Below are 19359 nucleotides of genomic sequence, written 5' to 3' on the forward strand. Positions count from 1 at the left end.
TCATGAATAATATTTTGTATAAAAACAGCTAATAAAATGCTAGGGAAATCGTAAGGAAAATATAGGTGATCAGTTTTCAGGACACCAATAACCAGGTGGTTTTTGAAAATAAAACAGAAATAATAACAACATTACATGAGTACCTTTATATTTTCTAAATGATTATTGAATATCCCATATATCAATTTGAGAAATGGTGACCGATGTAGAAAAAGCATTATATGTTATAAATAACTATATGCAATGCAGTTCTTTTTAATGATGGATCCCCTCTTATTGCTTAGTGTAAGATGGTAATAAAAAGAGTTTTGAGTCAGGAGGACTATAATGTTTGGATCATCATTAACAATATTAATAATTGGTATTATTTGTTTAGTATTAGGTTTCTATCTCCGGAGAAAATGGCTTATAGGAATATCATTTGTTCCTTTTTTAGTTGTATTTATTGGCATAGTTAGTTTAATAATTGAAAAAATGACTTAGGCATGAGCTTAAGTTATTTTTTTATACAAATATTTACATGAGTGGATTGATGCGTAGGATATAAAAAAAATTTCAAGTGAATCTGTTGCTTCAATCATTAATTTCAAAGAAATTCAGCATTATCAGCAATAATTGCAGGTAATATCAGCAATTATTGCAGTTATTACCTGCAATAAGATCGTTGCTCTAAACGTACTAACAACAAGCATTGGTATATAGGGATAAATTAATAAAGTTTTATATTTGACTGGTAATAATTTCTTCGATATGATTAGTGTATTAAGAGTATTGCTGTTATTATCAGCTATTATTGCAGCAATAACTGCTGCTTATATCTGAGGTAATGAACATAGATATACTTTGGAAGGAGGTTTTTGAATTTATGAGTACAATAAGTGCTGGAGAATTACTAGATATTTTAGGCGATCGTTTAGGAAATGAAGGCCTTTGTTTCTTAATTGCACTTGCCGAATCAGATAGACCTCTTTTGAAAGCTCAATTAGGAGATCGCGCTCAAGAATTACATAAGAATGGTACAACAGCTTTAAATTCAAGGCATCATTTAGACATACTTACAGCACGGATAGAAGGCGCAGGATTAGTCGATGTTACTGAAGTAGGTCGTTCTAGACTATATTCTTTGTCCAATTTAGGTAATATTTTAATCGAGCATTTACAACAAGAAAAATAAATCTAGGTGCTTTTATCAAATAAACAAAAAGGTTTTGATAACTTATGAAAAAAAGACAAAGGTTTAAATTAAACAAAGATAAAAGGAGAGAAAATGCAAAAATGACAAAACAAACTATTAGCAATACTAGTATACCGGTCAATACGACTGTTGGATTAAAGTTCGGTTTTATTGGATTAGGTATGGCAGGATGTAATATAGCAGCTGAATGCGCTAAATATACCGATAGTAACGGAGGTAGTCCATATAGCGCTGTTCTTGTAAACACCAACATTAGAGACTTCTCTAAAGTGAAACATAAAAAAGATGCTTTTACAGAAGTAAGACTGAGTGGATATGAAGGCGGAGCTGGAAGAAATATCGAAAAAGGTGAAAAAGCATTTAAGGATAATAGTTCAGAATTTTTAAATGCTATTAAACCACTATCTGATCGTGATTTCATCTGGGTAGTAGCTGGATTAGGTGGTGGTACTGGTACAGGTGCAATAATTGAGGCTGTTATAACTCTTGCTGAGAGTGGATATGCAGAGAAATTAGGTTTAATCCTTACCTTACCTCGTCATAATGAAGGCGGTAATGTGTTAGGTAATGCATTTAAAAGAATCCAAGAAATCGGTAAAATTAAGGATGCTATTGGCTCAATAATTATCGTAGATAACCAGAAATTATATACAGACTTCCTTAAAAAAGAAGAAAATAAAGCCAAAACAATGGACGATTTCTTAACATATTGTAATAGATATGTCGCTGACACTTTACACGAGTTAAACACTATTACCAATGCATATGAAAATATGACAATGGAATACTTTGATTCTAGTGAATTTGAAAATACAATTAAACAATCAGGTTACCTTACTCTTTCTAAACTTACATTAATTGATAAACCAGATGTTTCAAATGAAGCACAATTTGTAAGCAAGCTTAAAGAATCTATTGAAAATGGTGTTTTATCAGATGGTTATAACTTTGAAACAGCACAAACAGCTGCTGTAACTACTATCGCTAATGGTGGACAAGTAGACTATATCACTAATATGGCGTTTGAAAGTAAAGTGAAAGAAGTTATTGATAGTATGGCTCCTTACCTAGATGAATATCCAGTAGCTGGTTATAAAGCGAATAATACTGTTGGGATTAATATTTATACAATCTTTACAGGTTTAGAAACCCCTACTTGTCTCGGGATTATCGGACAAAAATATGACGAATTTATAAAGGCTAAGAATGCAGCTAAGAAAAATGATGAAGTTTTAGAAAGATTAAACTCTTTAAATCATGAAAAGAAAGAAACAAATAAACCGAAAGATCTTAGAGCATTGTTAAGCGGTAACTCTAATAAAGATGAAGAGAAAACAAATGCTAGCTCAAATTTACGCGGTTTATTAGATAGATAGATAGAAAATAAATCTAAAATAAAAAACTCAAAGGAATTACTTTCCTTTGAGTTTTTTATATAGAAATCCCTTATATACCAATGTTTAGCGCTATCGAACGATTAGCAACGCATTTCTAGAATCGTACATATTTCTTAAAATCAATTACACATTTGATTAATTAATAGCTATGTTAAATGTAAAGGTTGATAGAATGGGTGCCCTATCTTTTATTTTTTGCCTTTTACATCAAAAACAAAAATTCAGTAAAAATGGATTATATTTCATCTGGCTTTAACGAGCTGCTTTCGGTATCAATCTATGAGGCATTCTGTTTACAGAGGACAATTGGATTACTCATTTTATTTATTGATTAGCAAAGTGACCACCAATGTTTTTTATGCTAAATCAACCAAAAACTATAACTTAGCCCAATCAATTAACACTGCGTACTCATCCTATTCTTTTTTTCTTCTACTCCCATTTGAGTTTGGTTACAATCCTCATTTTTTCGGGTCTTCCGTTTTCTCTAGATCTATCACCATTGCTTCTTCTGAATTTTTTCCTACTCGAGATCTGAGTTGAGTTTATATATTTAGATGATCTGGCATTTTCTTTTAAAATCTTATTGTATCAACACTTAACGCTCTCAAACGATGAGTAGCTCTGTGTTCGAACGGTACAAACGATGCGCAACTACAACAATCGATTACATAAATGAATCGTTTGAATGTGTAGTCTATCGGTAGTTAGCGTATAGAACGATTCGATTATGTATTTGAATCGATATAAATGATTGTTAATCGTTCAATTGGATATCGTTTAAGTGCGTTATTGTTAGCGCTGTGGTTCGTTTGCGAGAGTTTTTAATTGCGTTACCAAACGGTAACGCTGTAAAACGTTTGTTTCCGTTGATTTATCTAAGTGATTTAGGTAGTATTTGATTAGGAGTATCAAGGGAAGGAGAGTAACTATGGAAGAGATAAATGTGAAAGAGTTACTGATAGAGAACTTTAAAGATGACCCTATATATAAACTATGCCAAATCAGTAAATTAGATGATTATCTATTTGATGAAAATATATTAGCTCTTCATCCTGCAACAACTTATAGTACGGTTGAAACTGGGAAAATACTAGGGAAGAATGATTCGACGATTAGAAACCATTTTCGTTCTGATCTAATAGAATATATTGAGCCAGAAAAAGCAGGGAAATACTTTAGATTAAATTATAAAAGCATTTTTCGCTTACATATGATTTTTCTATTAATGAATAAAGTTGGTAAAACTTCAGTGGACATTTTGGTGGAAGCTGGAATACATGCTTCTCAAATGTATGGTGGTTCAGGAACTGGTAAAACGAATAATAAAGAGGAAGACAGTCTACGTGTTATAAGTAACGAAGCACCAGATGAATTATTTGAGAAAATGGATTTAATTGAAAAGCATCTTGCTACTCAATCTATACAAATGGCTATGTTAGCCTATGAAAAGAAAATTACAGACTGTGATTTTGATATTTTACAAAATCAACATGCTATTGAACTTATTAAGCAAGAAGAGTATCAGCGCTATTTAGAAGAAAAGCAAACAAGACTTTTAGCGTCAGCATTAAAAAAGACTTATAAGAAGTCAATGTTTGGTTTTGTAAAAAGAGATGAGAATGCTAACATTGAAAGTATATCTAAAGAAATAGAAGTTGCTCTACAGGAAAAAAAGGAGCAAGTTATTAAGGAAAAGGTAAAATCCCATGAAGATAGGATAGCGGAGTTAAAGGATGAAAAGTTAAAACTCCAAAATTCGTTAGAAGACGAAAGAAAGAAACTATCCTTTCAATATCAAGATAAACTAGAAACTAGCAACTAATGCTAGTTTCTTTCTATTAAATAGACTATTAAAAAGTTAATTTAAAAAATACTAGAGACTACTAGTTAAATAGATTGAAAATTACGATAACTTGTTTTATAATAGTTTATATACAAATTATGAGGTGAAATGCTATGTTTTATTTAATTAACAAAAAATCTGAAAAGGTAATTGGAACATTAATAGTTGGAGCAGCTGCAGCACTATTAGTTGGATCAATTATACTGTCAGTATTATAAGAAATAGTAACTAAAGAACCTAAGCTTAAGTTTTTGGTATCCCAAAGACTCAAGCTTAGGTTTTTTAATGTTCTAACAGCTGTGTTATGCATTTTTCGTTATCTTTTAGAGTATGTAAGAACTATAAATTAAATAACAGAAATATACCAAACCACACCATAAGGTGTAATTTTCACCTAAAGATCGACATCAGATTTACCTTAAATCTTATTCTATATTATTAAAAAATAAAATAAGGTATTTACTATATGTGTCTTCTTTATTGAATATATCATTAATAAAAACTAGAATAAATATAAGAGGGGAGGTAGTTTAATATGCCCTATGGGTTTATAAAGCATTTGGAGAAAAGAGGATTTAGTCAAGTTACGCTTATTGGTTATGAAAAAGTAATGGGACAATTTTTTTCCTATTTAGCTAAACTATATCCTGAAAAAAAAGAGCCCTTTCAAATTAGTTCGAAAGATATCAAAGATTATATCAGAGCTCAAGAAGAGAAAGAAAAAAGCCCTTCGACCATTAATAAAGAATTAGCAATAATTAAATCTTTTTTCAATTATTTATGGGAAATCGATAAGGTTCCTGTAGATCCTGCTGTTAAAATAAAAAGGTTAAAAGCAAAGAAACTGGTAGAACTAAATACTTTTTATGAAGAACTTAATAGTTTACTGGATCCTATACTAACTCATAAAGATTATCCAATAGTAAGAAAGGCCATTTATGTCCTAGCTTTAAAAGGATTAAAATATTCTGATTTTCTATTCAAAAAAGATAACGTACTTATAAGTAATACACAAGATCAAGTGGAGATTGTATTAGAGAATAGGACTATCTTACTTTCAGGACAAGAGGCAAGTATCTTTATTGAATTTTACAATCAATCGCTATTTAATAGTTCGGATTTTGTATTTACCTCAAAAATTTATCTTAAAAGGAAAAATGATTTTGGTAACCTTGAGAATTATGGTCCTATCCAACTAATGACTATTCTCAATCATTTGAAAGTGATTTCTTCTGATTTTAATTTGGGAGAAAACTTAACTCTGACTATTTTCAGAAAATCCATAGCTTACTTTATGTATACAAAGCAAAGAGAATCTCTGCATTCTATAGCTTATAAATTAGGTATTGAAGAAAATACCGCATTGATCTATTTAAAGTTAATCACAGAAAGCACTGCTGAAAAAACATATTGAAGGTAATTTGGCATATAGTGTATACTTAAATTAAATATAATACTTTAATGGGAAAAACCCAGAATAAGCATGGTCTATATTTTCTAATATTAGACTAAGGCTTATTCTGGGTTTTTTTGTTGGGAGAAGATAAGTCTAATGGTTAATAAAAGAAAGCTATTTGTTAAAAATTTAGTCATTGCCTCTCTAATGAGTGAAGGATATCTAGACCCTTTTTCATCGAAAGTGGAATTAAGAGTCCCTTATGATATTAGGAAAACGCAATACTTATTGAGTTTGATTAAGGACTATAATCTTGAAGATGGTATTACTGTTTTAGCAAATAAGAGTGTTTTTATTATTCATCATTGTGATGAATTAGTTTCTTTAACTAAGCAATGGTACAAAGATGGGCAAAAGATATTCAGTATGGTATTGGATTACAATCTCATTAATATGGAGTCAATCATCTTATCCAATATCCTCTTTGGTAGGAGAGAAGAGTTTTACATTACTATCCCTACAACGATACATAAAGACTTTTTAAAAGCTATTTCCATTTGTATTTCAAAGCATATTGATGTCCCAGTCAACTATAAACCAAATCAAATCAATATTTTAAATGTACAAGATTATTTTAAAAAGGTTGCAGGTACTTTACCTACCTATCACATTGCTGAGTTAATTACTTTTCTTACAGAAAAGGAGAAAAAACGTATTAGAGAGGAGATATCGATTTGAAAATAACTCCGTTATTGTTAAGCGGTATTATTACTTCTGGTTTTATTTTAACAGGGTGTACGAATGGTGATCCATTAGTCAAGGAAGCGAAAAAAATTAACGAAAGTCAGAAGAAGGAAGAAAGCCAACAGGGAAACAATGAACAATCCGATAAGGAACTTCAAGAATTTTATGAGGAACAGGCCAAACCAATGGAAGAAGTTATAGAAGAGATGGATAAAGAAGAAGCTACCCTACTTACAACCGATAAGGATATAGAAGCAAAGGAAGAATTTACGGACGTAGAGGAATTTGCTCGCTATACAGCAGATATTCTTTATAAATTTCAAACCTTGCAGCTGGATGCTAGGACATATTATCAATTCATGAAAACTTACGGTACGGAAGAATTAAAAAATAGCTTACCGCAAGAGGAAGATGCCATAGCAATTTATAAATCTATCCAAGATGCTTATCTAAAAGAAAATATGCATGGAGAATCTTATCAAGTAACCAAGCCTGTGTTAGACAGATTGGGTAGAAATGGATATTTTTACAGAGAAGTATTAAGTACCAAAGGGGAAGAGTATTTTATTACCACCATCATAAAAGAAGATGGATCATGGAAGTACAGTAGCGATGATCTTTCACCACCTTTTGAAGTGAAAAATTAAACTGAAACTTTGATAGATCAATGTTTCATTTCAATTCAGCAGTAAATTTTAACAATCTTTTTTTAAACGGAGCATCTATTTTATAAATAATCAAACTTTATTTCTAAACAACTTAAGGAAGAGGGACGAATAATGACCATTTTAACAGCTGAAGAAATATATAGTTACACGGAAAATAAACTAAAGGCACATTATCAAAATGATAGTAATAAAAATGAGGAACTATCTAGGTTGCTTGACTACTATAATCTAATGCTTGTAGAAAGAGTGAGGGACGAAGATAAAGAACGTCTAAGAGATGAATTGTTTCAAACCATAACGCATCAGATATTTAACGGATACTTTTTAGTTGTAGAAATTTTAAATAGGGCGAAGGAAGAAATTTCGAACGATAATCTCGAACAACCTGTTGGTGTTCTTACGCAACAAATTCCAGACTTGTTAAGAGGGGTAACTGGTGAGGATTTTGAATCAACGATAACCCATGAGCCGTTCAGAAAGTTATCTAGTTGGCTTATCACCGAATACGAGGGTATTTACCCTCAATTAATGGATTTAGCGGTAAATACCGCTGTTGTAGGATCAAAGTGGGCCTTTTTAGATGAAAGAGAAAAGAGAGAATTGACGGGAGAAAATCAAGTTGAGCTAACTTTGTTTGCTGATCCGATGGATGTAACCTACCTTAATCCAGAAACCTATATTACAGCAGATATCCTAAATGAACAGGCGGAATTATGGACGATTACAAGAACGAGATATAATGGTTTTGAAAAAATAGGTGACCTTACCCTTATTAAATCGGTTTTAAATGATGTAAGGTTAAATATTTCTATTAAAGCTAACTTGCCTGAAGCAGAGAGAAACCTTGTTATTGATGGATTAATCCAAAAGGTGAAAGAAAGCAATTTACTAAGGGAATTGAACCTTCAAATTACAATTACTGCTGTAGAGGAATACTTTGAGATTATAAACGAGATAGATAATGATTTGGAATGACAAGATAGAAAAGGGAGTAGATACTGTGTTATCTGCTTCCCTTTTACGTTAGGGAGGAAAGTAGATGACACCTTTAAGTTTTTTTATATACGTGCTAATAGCTGTTCTGATAACGAACGTACCTTTAGTAGGAAAATATGTTTCTGTTATCGCTACTTTAGTACATGAAATTGGACATGGTATAGCAGCTATACTATGTGGAGGGAGATTAAAACAGATACATTTATATGCAAACACAGAAGGGATGGCCTTAACAACTCATACAGATTGGTTCAGTAAATTCATCACTACTTTAGCAGGTTATATATTTACATCCGCATTTGGATTGTTTTCCATCTGGATGATAAGTAAAGACGCAACAAAGCTATTGATATTTACTTACCTAGCCTTCTTGGTGCTAACACTGCTTCTGTGGATTAGGAATTTTTACGGTTTTATCTGGATCATTAGTTTTGGTAGTTTGTTTTTATTGCTTTTAGTCTATTCAACTGATTTTTATCAAGAGCAAATCATCTACTTAATTACTTGTATTATCTTCACGGAATCCATCAAGAGTGCATGTATCATTATGTATTTGAGTTTTAAGTATCCACATGATGCTGGGGATGCGACTAGTCTCAAAGAGATAATAAAAGTTATACCCGCTTCTATATGGGGTATCTTGTTCTTTGTGCAATCATTGTATTTCGGCTGGCAAGGAATACGACTAATTCTTAATCAAGTGTAGTATGTTAAAAAGCTTTTGATTTATCTGTAGCAAGTTTATATTTTTATTAATATATATGTTGTAATTTTTTTGGATTTTGGTGATTGCTTTTTTTGTGACCTGATCCTTGTAACCAACTCCTATAGGTGGCGAAATATACATGCTAACTCCCTAATTCTCGATTTTTATACGAAAAAAAGCCTTTGAGGTATTGATAGAGAAAAACAGCATAAAATTATGCTGAAATTAAAGAAATCTATCAACCACAAAGGCTGCAATGTGTATTAGGTTACCGCATATCCAGTAAAGAGGATTGCATAAAAACGAAAAAATATAAAAAAGTTATAACGGGATTATACTATTGAAAATACAATGTGACAATACAACTAATTTACAGAGAGAAGAATTTAATAAGTATTAAACATTTGGATGAAGAGTTTTTGCACGGTATAAACAATCCAGTTTGTACATTAATTAGGATCTTTATATTCTCAATCTATTTTTCAATCCATTTTAAGTAAAATGAGAAGAAGGGATCGACAATATAAATTCGGTCATTCTGAAAATCAATGGCAGGCTCTCTATTTGTATGGTCTTTTGCTAATTCAGCCATTTTTTTAAGAACTTGGGAGACTTGCGTTTTATTTGGCATTGATTCCGAAGTTAATAATTCCTTGAGTTTCTCTCTAACTGTATCAACAGTAATAACAGTTTCATGAGTAAGATCGGAGAGGGCTATCATAACTGCATAATAAATGTCTCCTTCACTTCCATTTTTAAACTCTCTTTGTTTCCTATCTCGAGAAGGACCTGCTACCAATTTATCATAAAGTTCTTTAGAGGAATGATCTTTTACTATCCTTTGGTAAAATTTTTCATAATTAATATTCTCTGGTAAGTACTGCTTTTGCGGCATTTTTTCTACAACCTTATTTAACCTACAAAACCAATAACAAAAATCCTGCATTAAATGGGGGCTTTTATAACTTTCGCTAATGAAATTTTGAAAGATAGAATCTGGGCATTCAATATCTAAGGCCTCAAACCCTTTTTTTGAAATCTCGTAGAGTTCCTCTCGCTCCCATGGTTCAATTCCTAATTGTATAACTCTGCCATCCATTTCTTTTTCAACTTTAATGGAATCTACTCCTCTATGAGGTACTGAGCACAATATAACTCTTAAACCAGAAGCAATAGGCTCTTTTAAAGCACGAATTATTTCTGTTTGAATTTCAGGGGTACAATAATGAAAATCATCTATTATTAGTACTTTGTTTGTTTCTAGAAGAGATTCTATAGCAAGATGCAGAGGGTTAGGTGTAAATGTCTCTGATTCTTTTCCTGTAATTTTTTCAGATTCTGATTTTGAATCCGTACCTTCTAGTCTAGCTTTAAACCAGCCCCAAATCCCAGCTTCTCCAACTACTTTGATAGTTGATGTTTCTTTTTGCTCAGCTTCTTTTCCTTTATCTCTATTATAGCTATTAGCTACAGCCAACTTATTGATAATTGTGGACCATAAAACTTCACTAGTTTTAATTGCTCCACCTGATATGAGAATAAAGTCATCATTTGATATTGTTTTCTTACATAATGTTGTTTTCCCAATCTTAGTAGGACCAGATATAGAGATTATTTTACCTTTTATTTCTAAATCCAAAGCTAAATTATATTCCAATTCTAAACTTTCTCTTGAATTATAAGTTATACTAGGGACACCACCAGCTGTAAATACTTCAGAGATTCTCATAGTAAGTTATCGTCCTTTTTCTATATAACTCTTATGATTTTTCATAAGGTGTTTATCTTTTATATTATAAAAAAACAGACATCATCACAATTATTTTGCAATGTTTACTAGTAATAAAATACTGTATTCATTTAAGATTATTAATTTATAGTAGATTGATATAATTATATATTTTAATATGATATAATTATAAAAAAATAATTTAAAAGCGAAAACCGCTAAAGCAGACTCTTACATAGTAAGAGTTGTTTTAGCGGTTTTTTGCGTTCTAAACATTAAACAGAGGGGTAAACAATATGAAATTTAATCAGATCACTATTGAAGATGATGTAGAACGATTACTCATCTTACGAAAACGTCTTAATTTGAATCAATTTCAGTTAGCGAAGGAATTAAAGATAAGTAAAAGTTACTTAGTTAAAATTGAAAATAGATCCTTGCCGTTGTCATCTGCTTTTATAAAAAAAATAAATGATTATCTGAACCGGGAGAAGATACTTTATGAAAAAAATCTATACTTCGATAAATAATGCTGATCTCTTTGCTGGTTTAGACAGCCCTACATTTGAAATTAACTATGTAGAGGAAAAAAAAACAATAGAAAATATGGAGGAATATGATTTAGTTGTTCTTATGATCTCTTCCGATTCTATTCTACCAGCTCTTGAACCTGTTGACACAGATGTTTTTGTTTTAGATGAGAATGGCTTACTTAAACAGATTCCTACCCATATCAAAGTATTTCCTGATATGAGTGCACTGAAAAAAGCAATTCTATTATGGACGCTTACTAATAAGAGTATAAAAAGATCAAAGGAAGGCTCTCCTAAACCAAAGCAGACTCAAAATGAAACAGCTGCTGTATTACAAACCGACAATAAAATTACGGGAAATAAACCTCTACAAAAGGAAGAGGATCCATTTAATAAGGAAAATGATAAGGATAAGGATAAGAAATCACCAACGGATGACGATATTGTAATGAATGAAATAGAAGAAGTGAATAGTGCCCCTCCTATACTTATTGAAGAGGATTATCCTTCTAAAGAAATGCCTGCTGAATATGAAGAAGCAAAAAATAAGGTGAATATTATGCGTAATTCCTATGTGTTTAAAGGAAAAGCATATCCAAACAATCAGACTATTGGAATATGGTCGCCACTTTCTCGTATTGGAGTAACCACTTTCATCATCAATTACGCCATTTTTCTACAGGCTAATAAAATTCAAACCGCTGTTATAGAAGGGATCAAGGGTAAGTACCTTCAACATATCATTGAAAGATATGAAGAAAAGCCGAGTAATTATAAGTCTTTTATGGAGGTATTCCATCTAGAGGATAAAGCTATTCTAAATATGGATATCAGTCAAATCCATTGGTATTACAAGGGAGTTTTGTGGTTACCTATAGGAGATAAGGATAAGGATTATATCTGGAATGAAAGCTTTTTAAATGTGTATTTCCAATTTTTCCGTTACCATGATGTAGTTCTGGTGGATTTACCGAATGGAGAAATGCAACAAGAAACCTTGGCTAGTTTACAACACATGGATGAATTATGGATCGTCATAGATAATTCCATGGATATTCTACTATGGAAGAGTTACATACAAAGTATTCAAAAAGACTTTAATAAGCCTATCAAGCTCTTATTTAATCGAAAAATGCCATTCAGTAAACCGGAAGAGTTTGCGAAAGAATTAGAATTACCTTTGGTGGCAGCATTACCGGATCTAACAGAAGAACATTACAAGAACCAATTTGAGAATCACGCACTCATCGAGCATACCGCCGTTTTCAATAAGTTACTAGATCCTTTTCGCTTAATTACACAGGAGTTAGGTGTTGAAATCCCACCATCTAGGAAGTTAATGATGATGAACTACCTAAGGAAATTTATCCCCTTAAAAGGTTGATTCTGAATCCTTGCTAATGCTATTATGAAAACATAATTTTTATTGAATTTTTCATTTTTTAGCTATCTTTATAGATAAGCAGGGAACTAAGAATAGAACGGACTTTGGTTCGTAGTTTTGTGAGGTTTTTGACCAACATAACTACCCAAAGTCCGTTTTTTTTTACAAAATCGGGGGTGAAGGTATTGAAATTAAAAGAAATCAAAAAAGTGTTAATGACAGGAAAAGGCGTTATTAAAATAAGTATGCATACAAAGGAGCGCTTAGTAAAAAGAGGATATTCTAAAGGAGACATAGTAAGTGCTATTTTTACAGGCTCCGTTAGTGAGATTCAAGGGTATAACAAAATTTCTATTTTAGGTAGGGATAAAGATCATAATCCAATTGTAGTAGTTATAGCCAAAAAAAGGGCATCTTACTACAAAGTAGTAACAGTGATGCCCCCTATAGACCGAAGTAGATTCAGAGAGTGCATTTAAATAAAAGAATTAAGTTATGGAGGAGTGTGCCATTATGGTTAAATTAATGAGAAAGACAAGACTACAAGATTGGTATGAATACTATCGTACTCCATGTCCTATCTGTGGTCATACAGGAGGATGTATGGGGCATAAAGACGGAGAGGTAGTTGCTTGCATTAGAGTAATTAGTGAAAAGCATTTTTCTAAAAACTCTGCTTTACCTAGTTATTTACACTACTTAAAAGGCGAATCAAAAAGAAAAATTAGTAAAGAAGAGGTATCGGAGTTTACCCAAGGAAATCAGAAGAAAGAAGATGTAACACTCGATACCGTTTATCAAGCGTTCCTTGAATCGCTGGAGCTTGATGATGTTCATTATGAGCACTTGATATCCAAAGAAAGACAACTTTCCGATAAGCAAGTAATGATTAGAAATTATCGCAGCTTTCCAGACAAGCCATGGAATGTAGTGAAAAAAATTACGGAACTCACGGGTATGGAGGACTTTTCAGGTATTCCTGGATTTTATCAGTATAAAAACTTTTGGACTATCGCTGGAATGAAGGGGATCTTAATTCCTTTCCGAAATCACTACAACCAAATTGTTGGATTTCAATATCGAATTGATAATCCACCTAATGTAGCTGAGGTAAAAACAAATGGAACCGATTTAAAGGCAAAAGTACTTACTCAACCAAATACGGTGCAAATTTCTTTAAAAGGAGAAATCCTTCAGGAAACGAACATTCCCGTTTCAAAGGAATGGACTACCATCTCTCAAGATAATGAAATACTAGGTTGGGTGAGAGTAGTGAAAGGAAATCGATATTATTGGTTGAGTTCTTCTAATAAAACGAATGGGACTGGGTCTGGTAATCCTGCGCCTTTACATATTGCTGTCCCATCCTCCCAACTCGTTAATTGGGAGCCTGGTAAACTTCATAAAGCGAAGTCAGCATGGTTAGGTGAAGGTCCACTAAAAGGTGATATAGCTGTAGATTGTATGGAGAAATTATATGATCCATTAGAGTTAGAGGATATAGGAACAACTTTTGTTTCTTTACCCGGTGTTGGTGCATGGAGGTTAGCTATTCCGGTATTAAAAGATATGGGTGTTGAAACAGTTAACTTGTGTTTCGATGCAGATGCAGTTTCCAATCCCCATGTTAGACAACATTTAATGGAATGTGCCAAGCAATTAAAAGTAGATGGATTTAGCGCAAACCTAGTTATCTGGAATGCAGAAGAAGGCAAAGGAATAGATGATCTCTTTTTATCTAATCAATTGCCACACATCAAAAGAATGTTTTAAATAAAGAATAATATTTAAAAAATGAGCCCCTAAATTAGGCTCTTATTTCTTTAGTAATAGGACACGATTAAGAAGAAGCTATATGTTCTAAAGGAAAGTTTTGCAAAGGATTATCGTATAGGTTTGAATTCAGCATCTACTGATGGTAAAATTACACTACCCAATAATCATTGTATTATAGGGGATTTAATAAAACCGAGCTTATTAGAAAAGGGTGAGGATTTTGTGAGAAAAATAGTTAAAGAAATTGAAGATAATAATACTACTTTCAACCATAGAGCTCATGAATATGAACCCAACAGAATTGAAACCCTTCTTTATTTAGATGAGGAGGTTTCCCGAACAAATTGGAAACCTACAATAGGTGTGTTAAGTCCCGTTGAGGCCCAACAGTTTATTACTGAAGCCTTTGAAGAATTAAAGACTATAAATTTTAAAGAGGTAACAGCAATTTTAGAGAAATAATTGATTTGATTTATATTTATTCCAAGGACTCTTTCATAGAGTCCTTTTTTATACCACAAGCTTGGAGGATTGTTTGAATACAATAGTAAATAGTAAAAGAGTGAATATAGAAGGGAGTAAAGTAATGGTTAGAAAGAAGGTAAACAATATGTCTATGCTTTCTGATGATGCAGTACTTAGTCCATTTGAAGACGAACATGTGGAAGTGAAAGTTCCAGAGTATATAAAGGTTGCAGACGCCGCAAGAATAATGGGGGTTAGCACACAAATGATCCGTAAATTTTGTGTGGAAGGGAAGCTTAAAGCACAACAATCTATGCCAGGAAGTGGTAGGTGGAAAATAAAAGCTTCTGAGCTGATGCATTACCCCGGATGGGATGATTTTATTAAAAGAAAAAAAGCTACAAGGGAAAAATCAAAAGCACTAGCAGAGTTTATGGATGGAAATAACGGGTCATTGTAGAGTCTGTTGATCTTGAAATAATCCATCTATATAGTCCTAATTTATTATACGTTTTCTAAGATCTATACTTAAAATAAGAATAACAGGTTATATGTACCCAACTTTAACTTAATCCTACTAAATCAAAAGTAGCAAAAAATGGCTTGACCGCTTAAAGCTTTTTTATTATGATAAGGGTACAAATAAAAAACGAACGGGAGTGCCCCGAAAAACTATGAGTAGTACATATTCACGTATGTATATACCCATAGCTTTTCGGGGTTTTTTTATGTTCATTTTTTATAATTTTCTATTCTCAGGAGGATAAAAATATGAATTTCGCAATTCAAAAAGCAAAAATGGTTAGGGATATTCCATATTACTTAACCGCAGCATTCATGGTTTATTTGTTTACTTCGGTTCCAGAAAATGCCCTGGCAGCGTGGAAAAAAGCAGGGATTGCAACAAACGGAGGATCTGCACAAAACTCCAAAATCTTTGATGATTTAAACAATGTCATTTACCTAATTACAGCGGTTGGTGGATTCTGGTCCCTAGGATGCCTAATCTTCTCTGGTATGAAATTATCCGCAGCGCAAGGTGGTAATCCACAAGCTCGTACACAAGGTATTATCGGTCTAGTAATGGCTGGTGTCGGTGTATTCGTTATTGTTAAAGCGAAAACAATCGCAGGTTATTTCGCAGGATTTGGAGCTTAATATATACACTATTAAGCAAAAATTTAACCCCTCTATGAACAATATAGAGGGGTGCCTTTATAAAGGAGAATGAAGTTGAGAAAAGTGACTGTACCAATTGATATGAGTAGCGAACAGAAATCTATATTAGGAATTATCTCGACTAGGCAACTTATCTATTTGATTTCAGGTGGTGCGATTGCATATGCCTATATCCCTTCTGTTTTCAAACTATTCCCAGGAATTATCGCAGGAGTTATAGGTTGTGTTATTTCCGTCGTTCCTCTAGCCGTAATTATCTTCATTTTTGGATTTCTAAAGAAAAGTAAACTACACCTCCATTATGATCAATATTTCCTGATTAAGTTAGGGTATAAAAACCAAATTGGAATTTGGAGAAGAGGTACTAAACCGAAAGATTGGATGGTGAACAAATAATGAGCACACTGTTACTTATGGCAGCTATCGTGGTTGGTGGTTGGATTTTCTTCCGAGTTCTAGAGAAACAACCCATATTACCATGGAAAGAGAAAAAACATACCAATGTTCCACTAAATACGAATAGTAAAAATAATAAGACGAAAAAAAAGAAACATGAAGTAGAAATCGAACAGGAACCAAACCTTTTTGAAGAATTGTTCAGTGATGTGAGGGATGTGACAACGCACATGATTCGATTTCATGATAACTCCTTTACGATGATCGCTGAAGTTGATCCAGTAAACTATTTCTTAAAAAACCAGGACGAACAAGAAGCAATTGATATTACGGTAGAGAGCTGGACTGCCACTCTCAATTACCCAGTAGGAATTTACCTGCAAAATCGGTTCATTGATGTGTCGGAACCGATAGAACTAATGGCAAAAGCAATGAAGGAATCGGAAGATTTAAATGAAGCCGCACTAAGTTACGGACAAGCTATGATTGATGATATCTTGGCCTGGCAGAGAGACACACCACGTTATGAAACAAAAAGATATTTGATCTTCACGCATAAAATCAAGGCTAGCGATATAACAGCTGACTCAGAAGATGAATTAGAAACAAAGGTGATGGAAAAAGCTTTTGCGGAGTTGATGAGAAGATTGACCTCCGCTAGAAATCAACTTCGAAAAGCGGATATTACCGTAAACCTAGTACCTACAGAAGGAATATATGAATTACTCTATTACACATTTAATAGAAGAAAAGCGTTAAAACATCGATTTAAGGATCTTGTAGAACAAGAAAAAAATGCTTTATATATAACGGCTGAACAATCGCAAAACCGAATTGAATTGGTAAAGGAGGCAATTGAACAACATGAAGCTGAAACAGAAACCACAACCAAAAGAGAAACTGCCTAAAAGCAAAGGGAAGAATACAAAGAATAATCCGAAAGAAAACGAGGATCAAATAGATTTCCAAATGGATACAAAACCCACCATGTGGGAAATTATATCTCCCGATGGCTTTAAGATAAACGCAGAAGATTATGGAATCATTAAAAACTCATTAGGTACTCAAACATACTTTAGACCGGTTTACATCCCTAGGGATGGCTATCCGCGGAAAATGCAAACAAACTGGTTAAACAATCTGGCTTCTAGTGGAGAGATGGATCTCTTTTTGGACATTAATAAGGTTGGGAAGTCCGATGCTATTAGAATGTTGCAAAGACAAATCACCATGTTAGAGTCTAACTTATCGTTCCAAACCAAAAGAGGAAACATTGATCAGATCAACGATCTGACCTCTAAAATCCAAGACACGGATACACTCATGTCTGAAATTCAATTTAGTGAAAATGACATTTTTAATGTAGGGACACTAGGCATCTTATATGGTCAAAGTGAAAAAGAATTGAACTATTTTAGCGAGACTTTAGAAGATGAAATGAGCAGTAGCTTCTTCTCCTTAACGTCCACTTGGGGAAGAGTAAAAAAAGGATTTAGAAGTGTCCTGCCATTTGGTAAAAACGAAATTTCTGATTCTTTACGGAACATTGACCGCCGGGCATTATCCACTTTTGCTCCATTCATTAGTGGTAGTGGGAAATACGTTGGTGGTGTTCCGCTTGGAATCAATAAAATAACAGGCCAATTAGAGTTTATTAATAGTTTTGGAAACGAAGAGTTCAGACCAGATAACTACAACATGTTTATTGTTGGTACATCGGGTTCTGGTAAATCCGTATCTTTGAAACTCTTAATCGCAAGGGAATTAACGGGAGCCAACATTTATAGTAGATTAATTGATCCTGAGGGTGAATTTGTTAAATTAACGAAGCGTCTTGGCGGTATTAATTTAAATATTAGTGAAGAAGAGGATATCTGTATCAATCCTCTAGCGATCAACTTTACAGATATTCCATTAGAAGATGGAGATGAAGAACTCGAATTCCTAGAAGAATCGGATGAAAAAGAGCTTGTAGAAAAGGAAGGAAAAAAATACATTCGCTTCGTTCCCTTACGGGAGAAGACCAATGACATTATCGATTTCTTTGATATTATCTGTCGCGGGAAAAACTCAGAAGATGAGGGACTTAATGTCTTTGAGCGTAACTTCCTAGAAGAAGCCATTCAATATGTTTTACAGGAACAATTTGAATACACATCACACCCTAGTTCTTTGTTTAAAGATGAAGTCGTAAAAGTTGAAAATCAATTGATTCAATCAAAAGTGAGAAAACCTGAGCCAACTATATCTGATATCAATAACTATTTATTACAGAAATATAGTGACGAACCTAGAGTACAACGATTAATTGCTGCCATTAAACCATTCCTAAAGACAGGATCTAAACCGATATTTGATGGTCAAACGTACCTAGGAAGAGGAGTAACGCAAACGCTGGATTCGGCAAGGCTTGTAAACTTCAACATTAGTTCGATGGAAGAAGGCTTTTTACGACCAATTGCTTATCATGTTATCTTGAACTATTTATGGGAACATTTCGTTAAAAATCTAGATAACGCTACGAAAAAGAAATTTGTTTATGCCGATGAAGCTTGGACGCTTTTGAGCTCTGAACAAACAGTGGATTTCTTAGAAAAGATGGCGAGACGCTCTAGGAAACGTAATGCCGGATTACGCTTAGCAAGTCAGGACTTTGTCCGATTTGTTATCAATGATAAAGCCAGAGGGATACTGCAAAATACATACGCTTATCTTTTCTTAAAACAAAGTAAACTCGATCTAAAACATATTAAAGAGAACTTTGATTTATCTGCCGGTGAACGAGATATCCTCTTCGGGAACCCAGATAAAGGGGAAGGCATTTTACGGGTTGGTAAATCATCTGTATGGTTACAAACCAATCCAAGTGAACAAGAGTTATTCTTTATTGAATCAAATCAGGCTGTTTATGAAGAAAATCTAACTAAAAAGCAACTGCAAACTTACTAG

Annotated in this window: 19 protein-coding genes; 18 read left to right on the plus strand and 1 reads right to left on the minus strand. The window is 33.0% G+C overall.

All coding sequences use genetic code 11. The features are described 5' to 3' along the window. Window positions 1-865 precede the first annotated feature (865 nt). From EM808_RS19760 to EM808_RS19795, 8 genes are all read left to right on the plus strand, one after another. Window positions 866-1174, plus strand: coding sequence for a hypothetical protein (locus EM808_RS19760; protein ID WP_127739957.1), 309 nt, complete (start codon window positions 866-868; stop codon window positions 1172-1174). Window positions 1175-1218: 44 nt separating this feature from the next. Beyond that, window positions 1219-2571 carry an FtsZ/tubulin family protein gene (locus EM808_RS19765; RefSeq protein ID WP_127739959.1) on the plus strand — a complete coding sequence of 451 codons (1353 nt, stop codon included), beginning with the start codon at window positions 1219-1221 and terminating at the stop codon, window positions 2569-2571. A 952-nt stretch (window positions 2572-3523) separates the two neighbouring features. After that, window positions 3524-4417, plus strand: coding sequence for a hypothetical protein (locus EM808_RS19770; protein WP_127739961.1), 894 nt, complete (start codon window positions 3524-3526; stop codon window positions 4415-4417). 556 nt (window positions 4418-4973) lie between these two features. Further along, entirely contained in the window at window positions 4974-5852 is an 879-nt protein-coding gene (locus EM808_RS19775; protein ID WP_127739963.1) for a tyrosine-type recombinase/integrase, read from the plus strand. Window positions 5853-5990: 138 nt separating this feature from the next. Continuing rightward, window positions 5991-6572 carry a hypothetical protein gene (locus tag EM808_RS19780; protein ID WP_127739965.1) on the plus strand — a complete coding sequence of 194 codons (582 nt, stop codon included), beginning with the start codon at window positions 5991-5993 and terminating at the stop codon, window positions 6570-6572. Continuing rightward, the gene (locus EM808_RS19785; protein WP_127739967.1) at window positions 6569-7225 is read left to right on the plus strand and encodes a CDK-activating kinase assembly factor MAT1; all 657 of its coding nucleotides are present in this window, start codon (window positions 6569-6571) and stop codon (window positions 7223-7225) included. The genes EM808_RS19780 and EM808_RS19785 overlap by 4 nt, the downstream gene beginning before the upstream one ends. Window positions 7226-7357: 132 nt before the next feature. Next, the gene (locus tag EM808_RS19790; protein ID WP_127739969.1) at window positions 7358-8221 is read left to right on the plus strand and encodes a hypothetical protein; all 864 of its coding nucleotides are present in this window, start codon (window positions 7358-7360) and stop codon (window positions 8219-8221) included. 64 nt (window positions 8222-8285) lie between these two features. Then, on the plus strand, window positions 8286-8948 hold the full coding sequence (locus tag EM808_RS19795) for a M50 family metallopeptidase (RefSeq protein WP_127739971.1): 663 nt from the start codon (window positions 8286-8288) through the stop codon (window positions 8946-8948). Window positions 8949-9423: 475 nt separating this feature from the next. Here the strand turns inward: EM808_RS19795 and EM808_RS19800 are convergent, their stop codons facing one another. Beyond that, window positions 9424-10677 carry a P-loop NTPase family protein gene (locus EM808_RS19800; protein ID WP_127739973.1) on the minus strand — a complete coding sequence of 418 codons (1254 nt, stop codon included), beginning with the start codon at window positions 10675-10677 and terminating at the stop codon, window positions 9424-9426. 296 nt (window positions 10678-10973) lie between these two features. On the opposite strand from EM808_RS19800, the gene EM808_RS19805 reads away from it, so the two are divergent. The 10 genes from EM808_RS19805 to EM808_RS19850 all read left to right on the plus strand — a co-directional run bounded on the left by EM808_RS19805 (window position 10974) and on the right by EM808_RS19850 (window position 19359). Next, the gene (locus tag EM808_RS19805; RefSeq protein ID WP_127739975.1) at window positions 10974-11207 is read left to right on the plus strand and encodes a helix-turn-helix domain-containing protein; all 234 of its coding nucleotides are present in this window, start codon (window positions 10974-10976) and stop codon (window positions 11205-11207) included. Beyond that, window positions 11179-12594, plus strand: coding sequence for a P-loop NTPase family protein (locus EM808_RS19810; protein WP_127739977.1), 1416 nt, complete (start codon window positions 11179-11181; stop codon window positions 12592-12594). Before EM808_RS19805 ends, EM808_RS19810 begins: the two co-directional genes overlap by 29 nt. A 176-nt stretch (window positions 12595-12770) precedes the next feature. Beyond that, window positions 12771-13073 carry a DUF4258 domain-containing protein gene (locus EM808_RS19815; protein ID WP_235856661.1) on the plus strand — a complete coding sequence of 101 codons (303 nt, stop codon included), beginning with the start codon at window positions 12771-12773 and terminating at the stop codon, window positions 13071-13073. 34 nt (window positions 13074-13107) lie between these two features. Beyond that, window positions 13108-14367 (plus strand): DUF3854 domain-containing protein, encoded by a 1260-nt coding sequence (locus EM808_RS19820; RefSeq protein WP_164849725.1) that lies wholly within the window; start codon window positions 13108-13110, stop codon window positions 14365-14367. A 123-nt stretch (window positions 14368-14490) separates the two neighbouring features. Beyond that, window positions 14491-14832 carry a hypothetical protein gene (locus EM808_RS19825; protein WP_127739983.1) on the plus strand — a complete coding sequence of 114 codons (342 nt, stop codon included), beginning with the start codon at window positions 14491-14493 and terminating at the stop codon, window positions 14830-14832. Between the two features lie 73 nt (window positions 14833-14905). Then, window positions 14906-15295: a helix-turn-helix domain-containing protein gene (locus tag EM808_RS19830; protein WP_127739985.1), complete on the plus strand. Its 390-nt coding sequence runs from the start codon at window positions 14906-14908 to the stop codon at window positions 15293-15295. Window positions 15296-15606: 311 nt separating this feature from the next. Continuing rightward, the gene (locus EM808_RS19835) at window positions 15607-15993 is read left to right on the plus strand and encodes a pilin (RefSeq protein WP_127739987.1); all 387 of its coding nucleotides are present in this window, start codon (window positions 15607-15609) and stop codon (window positions 15991-15993) included. Window positions 15994-16077: 84 nt separating this feature from the next. Then, entirely contained in the window at window positions 16078-16410 is a 333-nt protein-coding gene (locus EM808_RS19840; protein ID WP_237944446.1) for a PrgI family mobile element protein, read from the plus strand. Next, window positions 16410-17318 carry a hypothetical protein gene (locus EM808_RS19845; protein WP_127739991.1) on the plus strand — a complete coding sequence of 303 codons (909 nt, stop codon included), beginning with the start codon at window positions 16410-16412 and terminating at the stop codon, window positions 17316-17318. The genes EM808_RS19840 and EM808_RS19845 overlap by 1 nt, the downstream gene beginning before the upstream one ends. Then, entirely contained in the window at window positions 17275-19359 is a 2085-nt protein-coding gene (locus EM808_RS19850) for a VirB4 family type IV secretion system protein (protein WP_127739993.1), read from the plus strand. Before EM808_RS19845 ends, EM808_RS19850 begins: the two co-directional genes overlap by 44 nt.

Source organism: Niallia taxi (genome assembly GCF_004005475.1).
Classification (GTDB): domain Bacteria; phylum Bacillota; class Bacilli; order Bacillales; family Cytobacillaceae; genus Niallia; species Niallia taxi.